Origin of the sequence: Microtetraspora sp. NBRC 16547 (assembly GCF_030268965.1) — a bacterium.
Lineage (GTDB): Bacteria > Actinomycetota > Actinomycetes > Streptosporangiales > Streptosporangiaceae > Microtetraspora.
On sequence record NZ_BSSE01000010.1, the window covers coordinates 106998 to 121146 of the forward strand.

The following is a 14149-nucleotide window of genomic DNA, read 5'->3' on the forward strand; positions in this document are numbered from 1 at the left end:
GTACGCAAATAGAAGGAAGGCGCGCATGGCCGACGAGGAACCGACCAGCATCTGGATGCAGCCGGAGCGGCACGAGCGCTCCGGGCCGGGACGGCGCCCCGGCTACAGCCGTGAGCAGATCACCCGGACGGCCGTCCAGATCGCCGACGCCGAGGGGGTGGAGGCCGCGACCATGCGGCGGGTCGCGGGCGAGCTGGGCACCGGCGCCATGTCGCTCTACCGCTACGTGCCCCGGCGCGACGATTTGTTCGACCTCATGATCGACCTGGCGATGGTCGAGATCGAGCTTCCCGGCGGCCCGTCCGGTGACTGGCGAGGCGACCTGACGCTGCTGGCCCGGCAGATCCGCGCCGCCGGCCTACGCCACCCCTGGCTGATCGCGCTAGTCACCAGCCGGCCGACGCTGGGCCCCAACCTGCTGCGCGTGCACGAGTTCGCGCTCAGCTCGCTCGACGGGACCGGGCTCGACATCGACGACATCACCGGCCTGGTCGGCATGCTGAACGACTACACGTACAGCGCGATCCGCCGGGAGATCGGCTGGCTGGAGGAGGCCCGCCGCACCGGCCTGGATCCCGGGCGCTGGAAGCGGGACTACATGGGGCCGTACGTGCGCCAGGTCGTCGAATCCGGCGCCTTCCCGCTGTTCAACCGATCGGTTCTCGACTCCCGCACCGCCCACCTCGGCCCCGAGGAGCGCTTCCGGCACGGGGTCGACCGGATCCTCGATGCCATCGCCGCGCTCATCCCATCGCTCTGTCGTCGTTGAGCAGGAGGCAGTGACGCTCCTGCGAAGGAGCAGCGCGATGTGCGGGAGCGGACCGCAAGCATCGCGCCAACGGCGGCGCACCGGCAGAGCGTCGCCGCCGCCCTTGCCGTACGGCCGCGGGAGGTTCAGTCAGCCGGGTCGGACAGGACGTGCCGAAGGTAGAAGTCCGGCCTGGCCAGGTAGCGGCGCCAGTGGTTTACGAGCTGCAACCCCTCCCACTCGGCCGTGCGGATGCCCTCGTCGCCGAGCTCCAGGATCTGTGCCCCGGGGAGACCGGCCAGGACCGGCGAGTGAGTGGCGCAGATGATCTGGCCGCCGTCGCGGGCCACCTGGTCCATGAGGCCGATCAGCCGCAGGCACGAGGTGAACGACAACGCGGCCTCCGGCTCGTCCATCAGGTACAGCCCCGGCCCGGACACCATCCGGTCCAGGACTGTGAAGAAGCCCTCGCCGTGCGACTGCTCGGTCAGGTCGTCCTCCCAGAAGCCGTACCGGCCGGAGACGTTCTGTCCGAGAGTGAACAGCGTCTCGGCGCGGAAGAAGAACGCCCGGCGCCGGAGCCGGGGGCCGTGGAGCAGCCGCAGCCCGGCCGCGGTCATGTCGGCGTCGATGACCCGGCCGAGTGGGGTGGCGGGGCCACGGCTGGCGTACTTCGTGCCCGCCTTTCCGCCGTGCGCGTTGATGCCGCACACGTCGGCGATCGCCTCGACGATCGTGGACTTCCCCGAGCCGTTCTCACCGACGAGGAACGCCACGGGGGCGGTGAGCCGGACGCCGCGTCCGGCCAGGTGCCGTACGGCGGGGAGCGTGAACGGCCACTCCGCGGGCACCCGGCCGGGAACGCGCAGGCGGCTGAGCAGCACGGGAGACCTCCTCCACGCGGGTGTCGCGGCCGATCCACGGGCCGCGGCCGGGGCCGTGCCCCACGCGGCGCTCCCACATCGGCGGCCCGCGACGAGGGCGCCGTACGCCCGAGGCTAGCCGCACGCCCCCGGCCGCCGCGGGACCCCGCGCCTGTGAATCCACGCGGGATTTGTTGGAGTCGCCGCCCTCTGGTTCTCAGAAGAGAGGGGTCATAGGCTGTTCTATGCGGACTCTACGCATGAGGATGAAGATGACGGGGTGTAGGGCCGTGTTTCAGTAGGAGGTTCGCGTGCTGATCCGTTTCCGGCTGGCCAATCACCGCTCCATCCGGGACGAGCATGAGCTGTCCCTGATCGCCACCGAGTTCGACGAGGGAACGGGCCGTGAGACCGGCCTCCGGCATCGTGGGCGGGATGTTCTGGTCCAGCCGGTGGCGGGCGTGTTCGGAGCCAACGCGTCGGGCAAGTCCAATCTGCTCGGTGGGTTCCGGATCATGAGGGAAGCGGTGCGGGACTCCTTCGCGGACTGGGCGAAGGAGCCGCGGACGGTTCCCCGTCAGCCGTTCAAGCTCGACGCCGCGTCCCGGGAGGAGACGAGCCTGTTCGAAGTCGATCTCGTGCTGGGTCAGGACCGTGTCCGCTACACGTATGGCTTCGAACTGTCGGACGAGCGGGTGGAGGCGGAATGGCTTCATGCGTATCCGCATGGGCGGCGGAATGTCTGGTTCGATCGGGAGGCGGGGCGCCCGGATTCGGAGGGTGGAGAGTTCATCTTCAGGGGCGAGGGCTTCAAGGGGGAGCGGGAGTCCCTGGTGAGGCTGACCCGTCCGAACGCGCTGTTCCTGTCAGTGGGAGCCACACTCAACGATCCCCAGTTGTCGGCGATACACCGCTGGTTCCTTGACAATCTGTGGCTGGTGACATCGGAGCGCGATTTCGGCGCCCGAGTGGAACAAACCAGACGTCTTCTCGCGGAGCCGGGTCAAGCGGAGACCTACCGGCCACGCATCGTGCGACTGATGCGGTCGGCAGACCTGGGGATCACCCGCCTGGACACCGACCCTGAGACCGGCGAGATCAGGCTGTGGCATCGCATGCCGGATGGCGGGGAGACACCGTTGGAATTCCGTACCGAGGAGTCACTCGGCACACACGCCTGGTTCGCCTTCCTGGGACCCATGCTCACCGTGCTTGACAGGGGAGCCGTCCTTCTGGTGGACGAGCTGGACTCGAGCCTGCACCCGACGCTGGCCGCGGAGGTCGTGCGGGTCTTTCAAGATCCCGCGTCGAATCCACGCGGCGCGCAGCTGATCTTCACCACGCATGATGCGACCTTGTTGGGCAGCGCGGTACTCGACCGTCCCGTGAGCCGTGACCAGGTGTGGATCACCGCGAAGAAACGCTCCGGGGAGACGGAGTTGTACTCGTTGACGGAGGCCAAGCCACGCAAGGAGGAGAACCTCGAGCGTGGCTATCTGCGGGGTCGCTACGGTGGGGTGCCACGGGTCACCGCAGGAGAGATCGCCCGCGAGCTGTCCTGGCAGGAGGCGAGGGCGACGGCATGAGTAGACAGGCGGGGAAGGGGCAGGAACGGCCACGGCGGAAAAGGCGCGGGCATATGGAGGACGAGCGTCCCCTGACACCGCGGGCAGGCTCTCGTCATCGTGGGGCGCGCGTGGTCTATGTCGCCTGCGAAGGCGAATCAACGGAGCCGGACTATCTCCGATTTCTGAATGAGGAGTTCGGAGACGGTGACGGGGGATGAGGCGGCCTTTCCGGGTCCAACCCGTCTATCGCAAGAACGGGATGACTCCTTCCGAGGTGGTCGCGGCAGTACAGGAAGCGGCCTCTGAGGACGAGGCATGGGCGCTGTTCGATCGCGACCAGTGGGATGACATCCCGCAGGCGGTCGCGGCAGCGGCCGCGTCGGGCGTCGAGCTCGCCTTCTCACACCCGTCGTTCGATCTCTGGCTGTTATTGCACTTCCAGCCGTTCGGAGGAGCGCAGAGCGGCAGCAGCAAGCTTGTGATCGAGAAGTTGCGGCAGGCCAAGGGCGCGACCGCTTTCAGGACCTACGACAAGAGAGCCGACAAGGGCCTCGGGGGCGCTCGGCGCGATGCCTTGAGAGGGCGGGAGGGGGACGCGGTGGCCCATGCTCGGCGTCTTGTCGCCGCCTGCGCTCATGGTGGCTGCACCCCCGGGCGTGCGTGGACGGAGCCGGTCGGCCGTGGCATCGAACAGTGGTCTCCCCAGGCGTGGTCGTCACGCTCGGGGCACGCCCCTGAGTGCCCGATCTTGCATCGTGATCCGTCCACGGATGTGTGGCGCCTGCTCGTTACCCTGGGCATCCAAGGAAATGCGAAGTGACGCCGACGCGGCCCGGGTGGGGAGGAGGCGTTTGGCGGCAGTGCGTCGGGGACGAGCAAGGGCCACCGTCACGGCGTTTCCGGGACGGTCGCCACCGGGCCGTAGTGGTCGTCCGGCACGGGGATGGCGCCGTCTAGTGCGGCCTGCTTGATTGTCTGCCGCAGTGCCTCGCAGGAGGGGAACCGGCCGCCGTTCGGCCCCCCGCCGGGAGTGGACGCCCGCCGCTCCAGGCAGGCGTCCATCGCCTCCGCATCCCACTGGATGCTCGTCTGATGCCAGCTCGACTTGCGCACCCGCACGCGAGTGCCGCACTGCGCGCACCGAAGCGGCAGCATGGGAGCGCCGTCCAGCAGGCGGTTGTCCTCGCGGATCGTCATGCGGGCTGGCTCTCGGCGGCCCGGCGGGCGAGGTTGGCCTCGACCTCCTTGCGCCACGCCTCCACCGGCCGGGTGGTGTCGAGCTCGTACTCGAAGCGCTCCACCATCTCCGGTGTGACGTCGGCGACGTCCACGTAGAACTGCTCGTACCAGCGGCGGAGCTGGTAGACCGGCCCGTCCTCCTCGCACAGCAGCGGGTTGTCGATCCTGGTCTTGTTCTTCCAGATCTGGATGTCCTGGTCGAAGCCCTTGAGGATGAAGTCGCCCAGCTTCCTGGCCATCACGTCGGCGGCCTCGCCCTCGAGCGCGTCGCTGCGCTGCACGATGATGCCCGAGTGCAGCACGAACGAGTTCGCGTCGATCGGGTAGTGCGCGTTGATCAGGACGGACTTGATGTCCATCGTGTCGTAGTGGTACGTCAGGTCGTCGATCATGAACGACGGCCCGTGGTACGTCGCGATGGAGGTGTTGCCGGTCATCTGGGGCTCGCCGTTCCTCGCGGGCGGGCGGGCGTCCGGACGGCCGCTGCCCTTCATGATCTGGGTGGCCGTGTGCCCCTCGAAGATGTTCTTGAAGTACGTCGGGAACGAGTAGTGCACGTAGAAGAAATGCGCCATGTCGACGACGTTGTCCACGACCTCGCGGCAGTTCGTGTGGACGATCGTCTCCGACCAGACCCAGTCGGTCCAGTCGTCACGCGTCGCGCCCTCGATGACGGGGATCGTGACGTCCGCCGGCGGCGGGTTGCCTTCCGGGTCGTTCCAGACGAACAGCAGGCCGTCCTGCTCCATCGTGGTCCACGCCGCCGTACGGGCGCGCAGCGGGACGCGGCGGGAGTACGGGATGCTCTTGCACTTGCCGTCGCCGCCCCAGCGCCAGTCGTGGAACGGGCAGGCGATCTCGTTGCCCTTGATCGTTCCCTGAGACAGGTCCCCGCCCATGTGCCGGCAGTACGCGTCAAGGACGTTCAGCTTCCCGTCGCCGCTCGCGAAGACCACCAGCTTCTGGCCGAACGCCTTGACGGTGTGCGGCTTGCCGTCCGTGAACCGGCTGGACAACCCCAGGCAGTGCCATCCTCGGGCGAATCGCGTAGGCGCGGCCTCGGCTTCGATCGCACGCACACCGTCGTGTTCGGATCCGACTGCGGTCACTGTTGACCCCCACCCTTCGGGACGCAGGTTCTCTCGATGGGAAAGGTAGGTCGCCACGGCCGGGGGCCGGACCGGAAGTCCCAGTGGGCGGGATGCCCCGGGTCGTGCTCAGCGCACCCGACGCACCATCATGGTTTGCGCCCCTATGTCGAGAGTGCACGGAGACGCAACTCATGAGCAACGAGGTCCTGGAGTCGGTTCGCGCGCTGCTGCCGTCCATCGCGGGGCGGGCCATGTCCACCGACCAGAACCGCCGGGTTCCGGCGGAGACGATCCAGGAGCTCGTCGAGGCCGGCGTCTTCCGCATGCTGCAGCCGAGGAGGTACGGCGGCGCCGAGAGCGATCCCGTGAAGTTCTACGAGGTCGTGCGCGAGATATCCGGGGTGTGCGGCTCCACCGGATGGGTGGCCTCCGTGCTCGGCGTCCACCCGTGGCAGCTTGGCCTGTTCGCCGAGGCCGCGCAGGACGAGGTCTGGGGCGACGACCCCGACACGCTGGTGGCCTCGTCGTACGCGCCGGTCGGGCGGCTGACCCCCGTGGACGGCGGCTACGAGCTGTCCGGGCGGTGGAAATTCTCCTCCGGCTGCGAGCACGCGTCGTGGGCGCTCGTCGGCGGCCTGATCGTGGGCGCCGAGGGGAGGCCGGTCGACTTCATGACCGTCGTGGTCCCGCACGCGGACTACCGGATCGAGGACGTCTGGGACGTGATCGGGCTGCGCGGCACCGCCAGCAACGACATCATCGTCGAGCGGGCGTTCGTCCCCGAGCACCGAACGATGCGCAACTACGAACAGGCGCAGCTGCGCGGTCCCGGTCAGCAGGTCAACACCGGCCCGCTGTACCGGATGCCCTTCGCGACCCTCTTCACGTCCGCGATCACCGCGCCGGTGGTCGGCGCGGTCGCGGGCTGCTACGCGTCCTACATCGGCGCGATGCGCGACCGGGTACGGCTCAGCCTCGGCGGCGGCCGGTTCGCCGAGGACCAGTTCGCCCAGGTGGCGGTGGCCCGGGCCGCCTCCGAGATCGACGCGGCGATCCTGCAGATGGACCGCAACGTCCGCGAGGTCTACCAGCACGCCGTGGACGGTGTGGAGATCCCGATGGAGCTGCGGCTGCGGGCCCGCCGGGACCAGGTGCGCGCCACCGAGCGGGTGCTTGAGGCGATCGACATCCTGTTCAAGACCGCCGGCGGGAACTCGCTCCAGCGCGGCAACCCCATCGAGCGCGCCTGGCGGGACGCCCACGCGGGCAGCGTCCACGTGGCCAACGACGTCGAGCGCGCCCTGGCCATGTACGGCAAGGCCGAGTTCGGCCTTGCCGTAGAGGACAACATGATCTGAGCCGCGCGGAACCTACGCGGAGACTACGGGGCCGTCGCGAACCAGTCCGCGAACCCGCTCGGGTCGTGGCGGCCCATGTTCGCGTGCTCGAACATGCCCCAGCCGACCGCGCCGTCGCAGGTGGCGCGTGCGACGTGGTCCACGGTGGCGAACGGGAGCCGGGACGTGATCGCCGGGTCCTTGAGCTGGTACCTCGACGAGCTCGACCAGTCGCGGCCTCTCCACTGGCCGTGCGTCCAGTCGGGGTCTCCGCCGTACCCGGCGCCGACGCTCAGGGCGATCGACGTGAGGGTCTCGATCTCGACCAGCACCGGTTCGCCGGCGGGAGTGGTCAGGTGCAGGCGCGCCGACTCCGGATGACGCGTGCCGCGGGCGTACGTGATCTCCACCCGGGGCCAGCCGAGCTGTTCGACGCGGCCGTCCGGGAACACCCTGGTGGCGTGGTTGAGGGTGCGCGTCCCGTCGGCCGACTCCTGCGCGATGACGAGCAGGCCGAAGTCGTCGAACCGCAAGGGGGCGTACACCCACCAATGGCCGGCGAGGGGTTCGTCGGCGAGCCGTCCTGCCGGGTCGGCGTCGCCGACGGGACGGACGCCCCACGAGCGGTCGCGGCTCCCGACCCAGACCTCCGGGCCGACCCGGAGATCCTCGCCGTCCACGCTGAGGGTGCCCGACCACGCGCCGACCTGCGCGAACCGGGTGGCGTCGAGGATCGCCTTCGGCCCGGACATCAGTACGTGCCGGTCCTCCAGGACCGCGGGGAACGCGCCCTCCCAGGTGAGGTCGAAGCACACGGAGCGGTCCGCGGGCTCGCAGACCACCCGGATCCTGCGCAGCGGCTCGACGACCTCCACCCGGTAGGCGCCCACCTTCGCCTCCAGGGAGCGGTCGTCGAGCGCGTCGGAGAAGCGCACCGCCCACTGCTCGTCTCCGCGCCGCACCGTCGCGAAGGCGTCGGTCACCCCGAGGTTCGGATAGACGCCGAGACCGGTGACCAGGAACACCTCTCCGGTGCGGTCGTGGGCGTTGAAGTAGCACCGGTCGTAGAAGTTGCGGTCGGTGGCGGCGACCTGGGCCATCGACAGCGGTGACTGGTGGATGGGGTATTCGTCCAGAGGGGCAGGTCTCATTCAGCTCTCCCAGGAGTAGGTTCCGGCCACGAGGTCCCGAAGCGCGGCATGGTGCAGGACGTACTCGTCCGGCGTCGCCGGTGTGGTCTCCTCGCCGAACCAGACGGCCCGGCGCTTGACCTGGGACATGACGATCGCGTGCCGCAGCGCGGCGTACGTCAGGTAGAAGTCGAGATCGCGGACCCGGTGGCCGGTGCGCCGCTCGTACTCCTCGACGACGTCGGAGCGGCGGCAGAAGTCCGGCAGGCCCGGCGTCTCCAGCATCTCGGCGATGTCCTGGAAGAACCGGTGGAGGAAGACGAACCACCCGAGATCCATCTCGCGGGGTCCCAGGGTCGTCATCTCCCAGTCCAGCACGGCGACGGGCCGCGTCCCGCCGTAGACCATGTTGCCGACCCGCGCGTCGCCCCACAGCAGCACGGCGGGCCCGGGATCGGCCGGCCAGTGCTCCTCCAGCCAGGTGAACGCGTCCTCGATCACCGGGATGCGCACGCCGTCGGAACGGCGGGTCCACTCGTAGTACGCGCGTTCCCGCTCGACATGGCTGCGCAGCGCGTCCTCGCCCGCCTCGGCGGCCCGGTCGGGGAGCAGGTCGGGGAGCAGGTCGGCGGCCCGCTCCAGCCCGTGGATCCCGGCCAGGACCCCCACGCTCGCGTCCTGGACCTCGCGTCGCTCCCGGGCGGTCGCGTCGTGCAGCCACCCGTCGAAGACGTACGGCGGGTTGTCGACGGGGACCCGGCCGTCGGCGCGGCTCATCACGAGGAACGGCACGCCGAGGACGTCGCCGGACTCCTCCAGCCAGTGCACCTCGGGGACGGGGACGTCGGTGTGCCGGGCCACCACCCGCATCACATCGAACTGCCGGCGCAGGTCGTAGCCGGGGAAGACCGGGAACGCGCTCGCCCGCGGCGCCAGCCTGGCGACCAGGCGCGCCCGGTGGTCCTCACCGGCGACGGCCCACTCGGCGTCGAACAGGACGGAGACGCTCGACATGCCCGAGTGACTCGGCCGGGTCAGCCCGCCGAGGCGGACCGGCCGGTCGGCGCCCAGCCGCTCGGTCAGCCAGCCGGCCAGGGCGGCGCGCAGCGCGTCGAGGTCCGTCGTGTCGACGGTGATGACACGTCGCGCCGCCTCCGGCACGTCACCGGACGGTCCCGGGGGTGCGGACGGTCGCATGTCATCGGCCATGTCATCGGCCATGTCATTGGCCGTGTTTCCTGCCATGTCCCGCGCCGCCCGATAGGCGAAGACCATCGCCGACCCGATCGGCACCCCCGGGCCCGGGTAGACACGCCCCGAGAAGGAGGCGCTGGTGTTGCCCGCGGCGTACAGGCCCTCGATCGGGCGGCCCGCGCCGTCCAGCACGCGGCCCTCCGTGTCGGTGCGCAGGCCGCCCTTCGTGCCGAGATCGCTGAGGACCAGGCGCGCGGCGTAATAGGGCGGCCGGTCGACCGAGATCAGGCACGGGTTCGATCCCCGGTCCCCGTCCCGGGACCGGTCGGCGAAGAACAGGTCGTACGGGTCCTCGCCTCGATGGAAGTCGGCGTCCACGCCGTCCCGGGTGAAGCCGTTGAACCGCTCGACCGTGGCGGCCAGCGCGGCGGCGGGCAGGCCCAGCTTCTCCGCCAGCTCGCCGAGGGTGTCGGCCTGGAGCCAGTTCGTCCCCGCGGCGCCCGGCACGGAGATCGCCGGGAGCCGCCCGCCGTGCCGCGAGTCGAAGACGAAGTACGCCGGCACCCGGTCCGCGGCAGCGGCCATCTCCCGGCCCATCCGGTCGTACGGGAGCGACTCGTTGGCGAACCTGCGCCCCGAGGCGTCCACCACGAGGCCGCCGCGGAAGCCCAGCGTGAAGCAGGCGCGGCCGCTCTCGTCCTCCACGCCCGGGCACCACCACGCCTGGTCCATCACGTCCGTGGCGGCGCCGGCGGCGACGGCGGCCAGGATCGGGTCGCCCGTGTTGGCCCCGGCCGGAGCCATCGACCAGCCCGCGTCGCCGGGGACGCCGTGCTCGGCGCGCATCTCGCCGTTGCCCTCGAAGCCGCCCGCGGCCAGCAGCACGCCGCGCGTCGCGCGGATCCGCACCGGGCCGCTCGCGGTCTCGGCCTCCACGCCGGTCACCCGGCCGTCCTCGACGACGAGGCGACGCAGTCGGGTGCCGGTGCGCACGGTGGCGTTCCCCGTGTTCGTCAGCGCGAGCAGCAGCCGCCCGATGAGGGCCCGGCCCTGGGAGAGCGGCGCGTCGGGGTGGCCCTGCCCGGCCCGGTCGCGGTCCACCGGAGGACGCACCAGGGAGGCGAGCTTGCCGAGCCGCTCGGCGGCCAGGTCGAGCGGGACGAATGACCGTCCCATGTCCATGCGGCCGGGGGCGGCGAAGTAGTCGGGGAAGGGACGCCACTCGAACTCGATCGCCGGATCGCGCTCCAGGAACTCGGCGACCTCCGGCGCTGTCGTCAGGAACGCCTCCTGCCTCCCGTCCGTGTCCTCGCCGAGCAGGGCGCGCAGGTAGGTCCGCGCGGACTCGGTCGAGTCCCCGATGCCCGCCCGTTCCTGCACCCGGGTGCCCGGCAGCCAGACGGCGGCGCCGGCGTACGCGGAGGTACCGCCGAGCAGGGAGGTCTTCTCCAGGACAGCGGTGCGCAGACCGCGCGAGGCCGCCGCCAGAGCTCCCGTCATGGCGCCGGCGCCGGAGCCGGCCACCACCACGTCGTACCCGTCGTCCCATCGCTCCGTACCGGCCATGCCGCCTGTCCTTCCGCGAACGCTCTCGCTGTCCGCCTTCAGGCAACCGCAGCGCGGCATCACGGTGGCCGTCGCATCCCACTCACCGGTATCGACCCGTTCACGGATTCACCAGAACCCGTGTGTAATGTCTTGTCGAAACGACCAGGGGGGAGAGCGTGCCGAGAATCGCCGAAGCCAGGCCGCCGGCTGAGCCGAGCTCGCCCGAGCAGCGCGCCCGGCATCTCCGCATCCTCCGCTCCGCCGCGCACCTCGCGGCGGACAAGGGCCTGGAACGGGTCCAGATGCACGAGGTCGCGAAGGCGGCCGGCGTTGCGATCGGCACGCTGTACCGCTACTTCCCGTCGAAGACGCACCTGTTCACCGCCGTGATGGCCGAGCAGGTCGATCGCCTCAACGAGAGCGTCACCCGCCCGAAGCCCGGCACCAGCCCCGAGGACGCGGTGGGCGATCTGCTGGTGAGCGCGAGCAGGCAGCTGCTGCGCCGGCCCGCGCTGGCGACCGCGATGCTCAACTCGTCCTTCGCCGCCAACGCCGCCGCGGTCGCCGATGCGGGCCGGATCGACAGCACGTTCCGCGACATCGTCCTGCGGGCACTCGGCATCGACAACCCCACCGCGCAGGACGTCACCCTGGTCCGGCTGCTCATGCAGTGCTGGTACGGCGTGCTGCAGTCCAGCCTCAACGGTCGGGCCTCGATCCCGGACATGGAGAGCGACATCCGGCTCGCCTCCCGGCTGCTGCTCGGTCCCCGCTCCAACGCCGCCGACGCCTGACCCCGTACTCACACGAGGAGAGGGGGCGCCGCAAGGGTCTGTGCGTCCAATTCCTACAGTCAGGTCGGGATTAACCCGCGCGAGCGCCTGCGGATCCAAGAATTGGAGCGAAGTGCCCTTCGGCGCAGCATTCTGATCTTATGGCCGAATGGTCCGGCGCCCGCGTGGGAGTGCCGGACCATTTTGAGAGATTGAGTTATGGCGGAGTGATTGTGCGGACCGCTCCATAACATTAGCCGGCGGAAGGTAGGTCTACCCGCACCTCCTGTTTGATTTCCTTTTCAAGGACAGTACGATTCCCCAGTGGCTTTTTTAAGCGTAGGTCTACTTTGAACGCATGTCCAAGCAGGATGATGTTTCTCTGCTGCCAGGGAAAGGCGGGCGTGCAGGTGTCCAGGGTCTGAATTCTTGATATCCCCGCCGAAGGCTTTGATGGCGTCGTGGATATCGATGAAATAATGGCGGCAGGGTGCGAGCGGGTTCGACTCGGTCATGTCGTTTCCCCGCTGTTTATATCCTTCTCGACGATATCCCCGTTAGATCGCACGGTGTAGACGGGGGAGGTCGGTCACTTTCCAGCCGCAGAGTTCATCGGTTGTCTTGCCCCCGGTCCAGTACAGATCGCCCTCCTGGGTGACCGCGTTTCCGACCGGATGCGCGAAGGGGACTTCCGCCACGGAGAGCCTGTCAGTCTGTTTCCAGACGAGCGGTCATCCGTCGATGACGGTGACCGGCTCGCCACTGACCTTGTCGATGATCTTCCGCTCTGCCAGCGGTGCTTTCAGTCGGAATTCCACCTCCAGCCCGTAGCCTTCGAGCGTATGGAATTCCTCCTGCCAGGGGAAGACCGGTGCGCAGTTGTCACGCAACTGGACCGAGATACTCACCTGGGTGGCAGATTCCTCGGATTCCTTGTCCGTCACCTCGTAACAGGAGGTGCTGTCGGCTTTAGGAGGCCCTATGGTCATTATCGCGACGATGGTCCGCTCGTCATCCGAGACTGTCGCTCTGAGGACCTGATCCCAGTACGGCTGCCTGCCGCAGCCTGCCAGTAACGCGATCTGGCTGACAAAAAGCAGACTTAAAGCGGCCCTCCTCGGGATGGAAGCGGGCGCATAGGGCCTCTCCATTAGTCGATCTTCCGTTTCTTGATGTCTCCGCCGAACGGGTTCACTACAGTTTGGAGGTCAGTGAAACCCTGCTTGCAGGGGAAAAAGAAGGTTCCAGAGGTAGGCTTTTCGCGGTTGCTGTAGTCAGTGATCCCCTTGCCGGTGATGAGCCTGGATCCGCTGGCGCTGCCGGTGTGGAGGTGATGACGAGAAGGGGCGTCATCAGTAGTCCGGCAACGACTGCTTTCGCGAGGCGTTGATGCCCATGGGAGTCGACCGAGTAGGGGGTTGTGCACAAGCGCTCCGATCTCGGGTAAAGATCACCCAGCGCTTGGAACTTACGCACCGCCTGACCGTAAGTCAATTGATCTATATCGATACTCTGTGTGACAGCCTCCGGCTGGGACGCCCCTCTCGTTCGAGTTCATGATCGCCCACCGTATGGGCGCTCTGACCATGGCCAAGCGGCTCTTCGTCGACGGCCGGGGAGGGGAGTCCGAGGACTGGGTGCTCGCGGTGGTGGTTGCGCTCCGCAGGTGGAGTCCTTCGACTGCCGCGGGCTCACCGTGCGCGCCTGTCGGGCGGCTGGGATCATCTCCTCCGGCGGCTGAGCCGTTCCGGCTCGTCCTGATGACCGGGATCCGCTGTCAGGCGGCCCGCCGTACGGCTATCGTCCGAGGCTACCGGGCACGACTCGGAAGGGGAGCGGACGAATGACGCGGAAGATCGCCGTCAGCGGTACGGCGTCTGGCATCGGCAGAGCACTGGCCGGACTGCTGCGCGAGCAGGGCGACCAGGTGATCGGGATCGATCTGAAGGACGCCGACGTGTGCGCGGACCTCGGCACCCGGGACGGGCGGGCGCTGGCGGTGGAGTCGGTGCTGCGGCTGGCCGGCGGCGCGCTCGACGGCGTGGTCGCCTGCGCGGGCGTCGCCGGGGTCACCCCGCTGACGGTGCGGGTGAACTACTTCGGCGTCGTCGCCCTGCTGGAGGGGCTGCGCCCGGCGCTCGCCGCCGCCCCCGCGCCGCGCGCCGCCGTGGTGTGCTCGATCGCCGGCACCCACGCGGTGGACCCGGACGTGGTGGCGGCCTGCTTGGGCGGCGACGAGGACGCCGCGGTTGCCCTGGCGGAGCGGGCGATCGAGCGCGAGGCGGGGGCGCTGCTCTACCCGTCGTCCAAGTCGTCGCTGGCGCGGTGGCTGCGCCGCGTCGCGGTCACGCCCGAGTGGGCGGGCACGGGCATCTCGCTCAACGCGATCGCCCCGGGCATCGTGCTCACGCCGATGACGGCGCCGCTCTTCGCGGACGAGGCGATGCGCGCGGTCATGGCGACCGCCGTCCCCATGCCCCTCAACGGGCACGCCCGGCCCGAGGCGATCGGCGAGGCGCTGCGCTGGCTGATCAGCCCGGCGAACACCCACATGGCGGGGCAGGTCGTGTACGTGGACGGCGGCGCCGAGGCCACCGTGCGCGGCCCGGACGTCTACTGACCGAACGCGGCCGGCGAGAGCCAGGCGGGGGAACCGCA

General features: G+C 69.4%; 12 protein-coding genes. 6 read left to right on the top strand and 6 right to left on the bottom strand.

Features of this window, described 5'->3' with window-relative positions; genetic code table 11:
• Window positions 1-25 precede the first annotated feature (25 nt).
• The gene (locus QSK17_RS16175) at window positions 26-769 is read left to right on the top strand and encodes a TetR/AcrR family transcriptional regulator (RefSeq protein ID WP_285705583.1); all 744 of its coding nucleotides are present in this window, start codon (window positions 26-28) and stop codon (window positions 767-769) included.
• A 125-nt stretch (window positions 770-894) separates the two neighbouring features.
• Here QSK17_RS16175 and QSK17_RS16180 read toward each other — a convergent pair whose 3' ends face one another.
• Window positions 895-1632, bottom strand: coding sequence for an AAA family ATPase (locus QSK17_RS16180; RefSeq protein WP_285705584.1), 738 nt, complete (start codon window positions 1630-1632; stop codon window positions 895-897).
• A 431-nt stretch (window positions 1633-2063) separates the two neighbouring features.
• On the opposite strand from QSK17_RS16180, the gene QSK17_RS16185 reads away from it, so the two are divergent.
• The gene (locus QSK17_RS16185) at window positions 2064-3197 is read left to right on the top strand and encodes an AAA family ATPase (protein ID WP_285705585.1); all 1134 of its coding nucleotides are present in this window, start codon (window positions 2064-2066) and stop codon (window positions 3195-3197) included.
• A 196-nt stretch (window positions 3198-3393) separates the two neighbouring features.
• Window positions 3394-3999: an RloB family protein gene (locus tag QSK17_RS16190; protein ID WP_285705587.1), complete on the top strand. Its 606-nt coding sequence runs from the start codon at window positions 3394-3396 to the stop codon at window positions 3997-3999.
• Between the two features lie 68 nt (window positions 4000-4067).
• Here QSK17_RS16190 and QSK17_RS16195 read toward each other — a convergent pair whose 3' ends face one another.
• Together QSK17_RS16195 and QSK17_RS16200 are read right to left on the bottom strand one after the other, a co-directional pair.
• Window positions 4068-4376: a ferredoxin gene (locus QSK17_RS16195; protein WP_285705588.1), complete on the bottom strand. Its 309-nt coding sequence runs from the start codon at window positions 4374-4376 to the stop codon at window positions 4068-4070.
• Window positions 4373-5497 (bottom strand): 3-ketosteroid-9-alpha-monooxygenase, oxygenase component, encoded by a 1125-nt coding sequence (locus QSK17_RS16200; RefSeq protein WP_285705589.1) that lies wholly within the window; start codon window positions 5495-5497, stop codon window positions 4373-4375. The genes QSK17_RS16195 and QSK17_RS16200 overlap by 4 nt, the downstream gene beginning before the upstream one ends.
• Window positions 5498-5700: 203 nt before the next feature.
• Between QSK17_RS16200 and hsaA the strand changes: the two genes are divergently transcribed.
• Window positions 5701-6867, top strand: a complete 1167-nt coding sequence (gene hsaA, locus QSK17_RS16205) for a 3-hydroxy-9,10-secoandrosta-1,3,5(10)-triene-9,17-dione monooxygenase oxygenase subunit (RefSeq protein ID WP_285705590.1) — start codon at window positions 5701-5703, stop codon at window positions 6865-6867.
• 23 nt (window positions 6868-6890) lie between these two features.
• Here hsaA and QSK17_RS16210 read toward each other — a convergent pair whose 3' ends face one another.
• Together QSK17_RS16210 and QSK17_RS16215 are read right to left on the bottom strand one after the other, a co-directional pair.
• Complete coding sequence (locus QSK17_RS16210; protein ID WP_285705591.1) at window positions 6891-7997, bottom strand: Rv3169 family protein; 1107 nt, start codon at window positions 7995-7997, stop codon at window positions 6891-6893.
• Window positions 7998-10736, bottom strand: a complete 2739-nt coding sequence (locus tag QSK17_RS16215; protein WP_285705592.1) for an FAD-dependent oxidoreductase — start codon at window positions 10734-10736, stop codon at window positions 7998-8000.
• 158 nt (window positions 10737-10894) lie between these two features.
• On the opposite strand from QSK17_RS16215, the gene QSK17_RS16220 reads away from it, so the two are divergent.
• On the top strand, window positions 10895-11512 hold the full coding sequence (locus QSK17_RS16220) for a TetR/AcrR family transcriptional regulator (protein ID WP_285705593.1): 618 nt from the start codon (window positions 10895-10897) through the stop codon (window positions 11510-11512).
• 710 nt (window positions 11513-12222) lie between these two features.
• On the opposite strand, the gene QSK17_RS16225 is transcribed toward QSK17_RS16220, so the two are convergent.
• Window positions 12223-12642 carry a hypothetical protein gene (locus QSK17_RS16225; RefSeq protein ID WP_285705594.1) on the bottom strand — a complete coding sequence of 140 codons (420 nt, stop codon included), beginning with the start codon at window positions 12640-12642 and terminating at the stop codon, window positions 12223-12225.
• A gap of 692 nt (window positions 12643-13334) precedes the next feature.
• On the opposite strand from QSK17_RS16225, the gene QSK17_RS16230 reads away from it, so the two are divergent.
• The gene (locus tag QSK17_RS16230; RefSeq protein ID WP_285705595.1) at window positions 13335-14111 is read left to right on the top strand and encodes an SDR family oxidoreductase; all 777 of its coding nucleotides are present in this window, start codon (window positions 13335-13337) and stop codon (window positions 14109-14111) included.
• Window positions 14112-14149 lie beyond the last annotated feature (38 nt).

Excerpts from the sequence above, each read along its gene's own strand:
- QSK17_RS16175 (WP_285705583.1), top strand. The coding sequence starts at position 26 with ATGGCCGACGAGGAACCGACCAGCATCTGGATGCAGCCGGAGCGGCAC.
- QSK17_RS16190 (WP_285705587.1), top strand. The coding sequence starts at position 3,394 with ATGAGGCGGCCTTTCCGGGTCCAACCCGTCTATCGCAAGAACGGGATG.
- QSK17_RS16195 (WP_285705588.1), bottom strand. The coding sequence starts at position 4,376 with ATGACGATCCGCGAGGACAACCGCCTGCTGGACGGCGCTCCCATGCTG.
- hsaA (WP_285705590.1), top strand. The coding sequence starts at position 5,701 with ATGAGCAACGAGGTCCTGGAGTCGGTTCGCGCGCTGCTGCCGTCCATC.
- QSK17_RS16210 (WP_285705591.1), bottom strand. The coding sequence starts at position 7,997 with ATGAGACCTGCCCCTCTGGACGAATACCCCATCCACCAGTCACCGCTG.
- QSK17_RS16215 (WP_285705592.1), bottom strand. The coding sequence starts at position 10,736 with ATGGCCGGTACGGAGCGATGGGACGACGGGTACGACGTGGTGGTGGCC.
- QSK17_RS16225 (WP_285705594.1), bottom strand. The coding sequence starts at position 12,642 with ATGGAGAGGCCCTATGCGCCCGCTTCCATCCCGAGGAGGGCCGCTTTA.
- QSK17_RS16230 (WP_285705595.1), top strand. The coding sequence starts at position 13,335 with ATGACGCGGAAGATCGCCGTCAGCGGTACGGCGTCTGGCATCGGCAGA.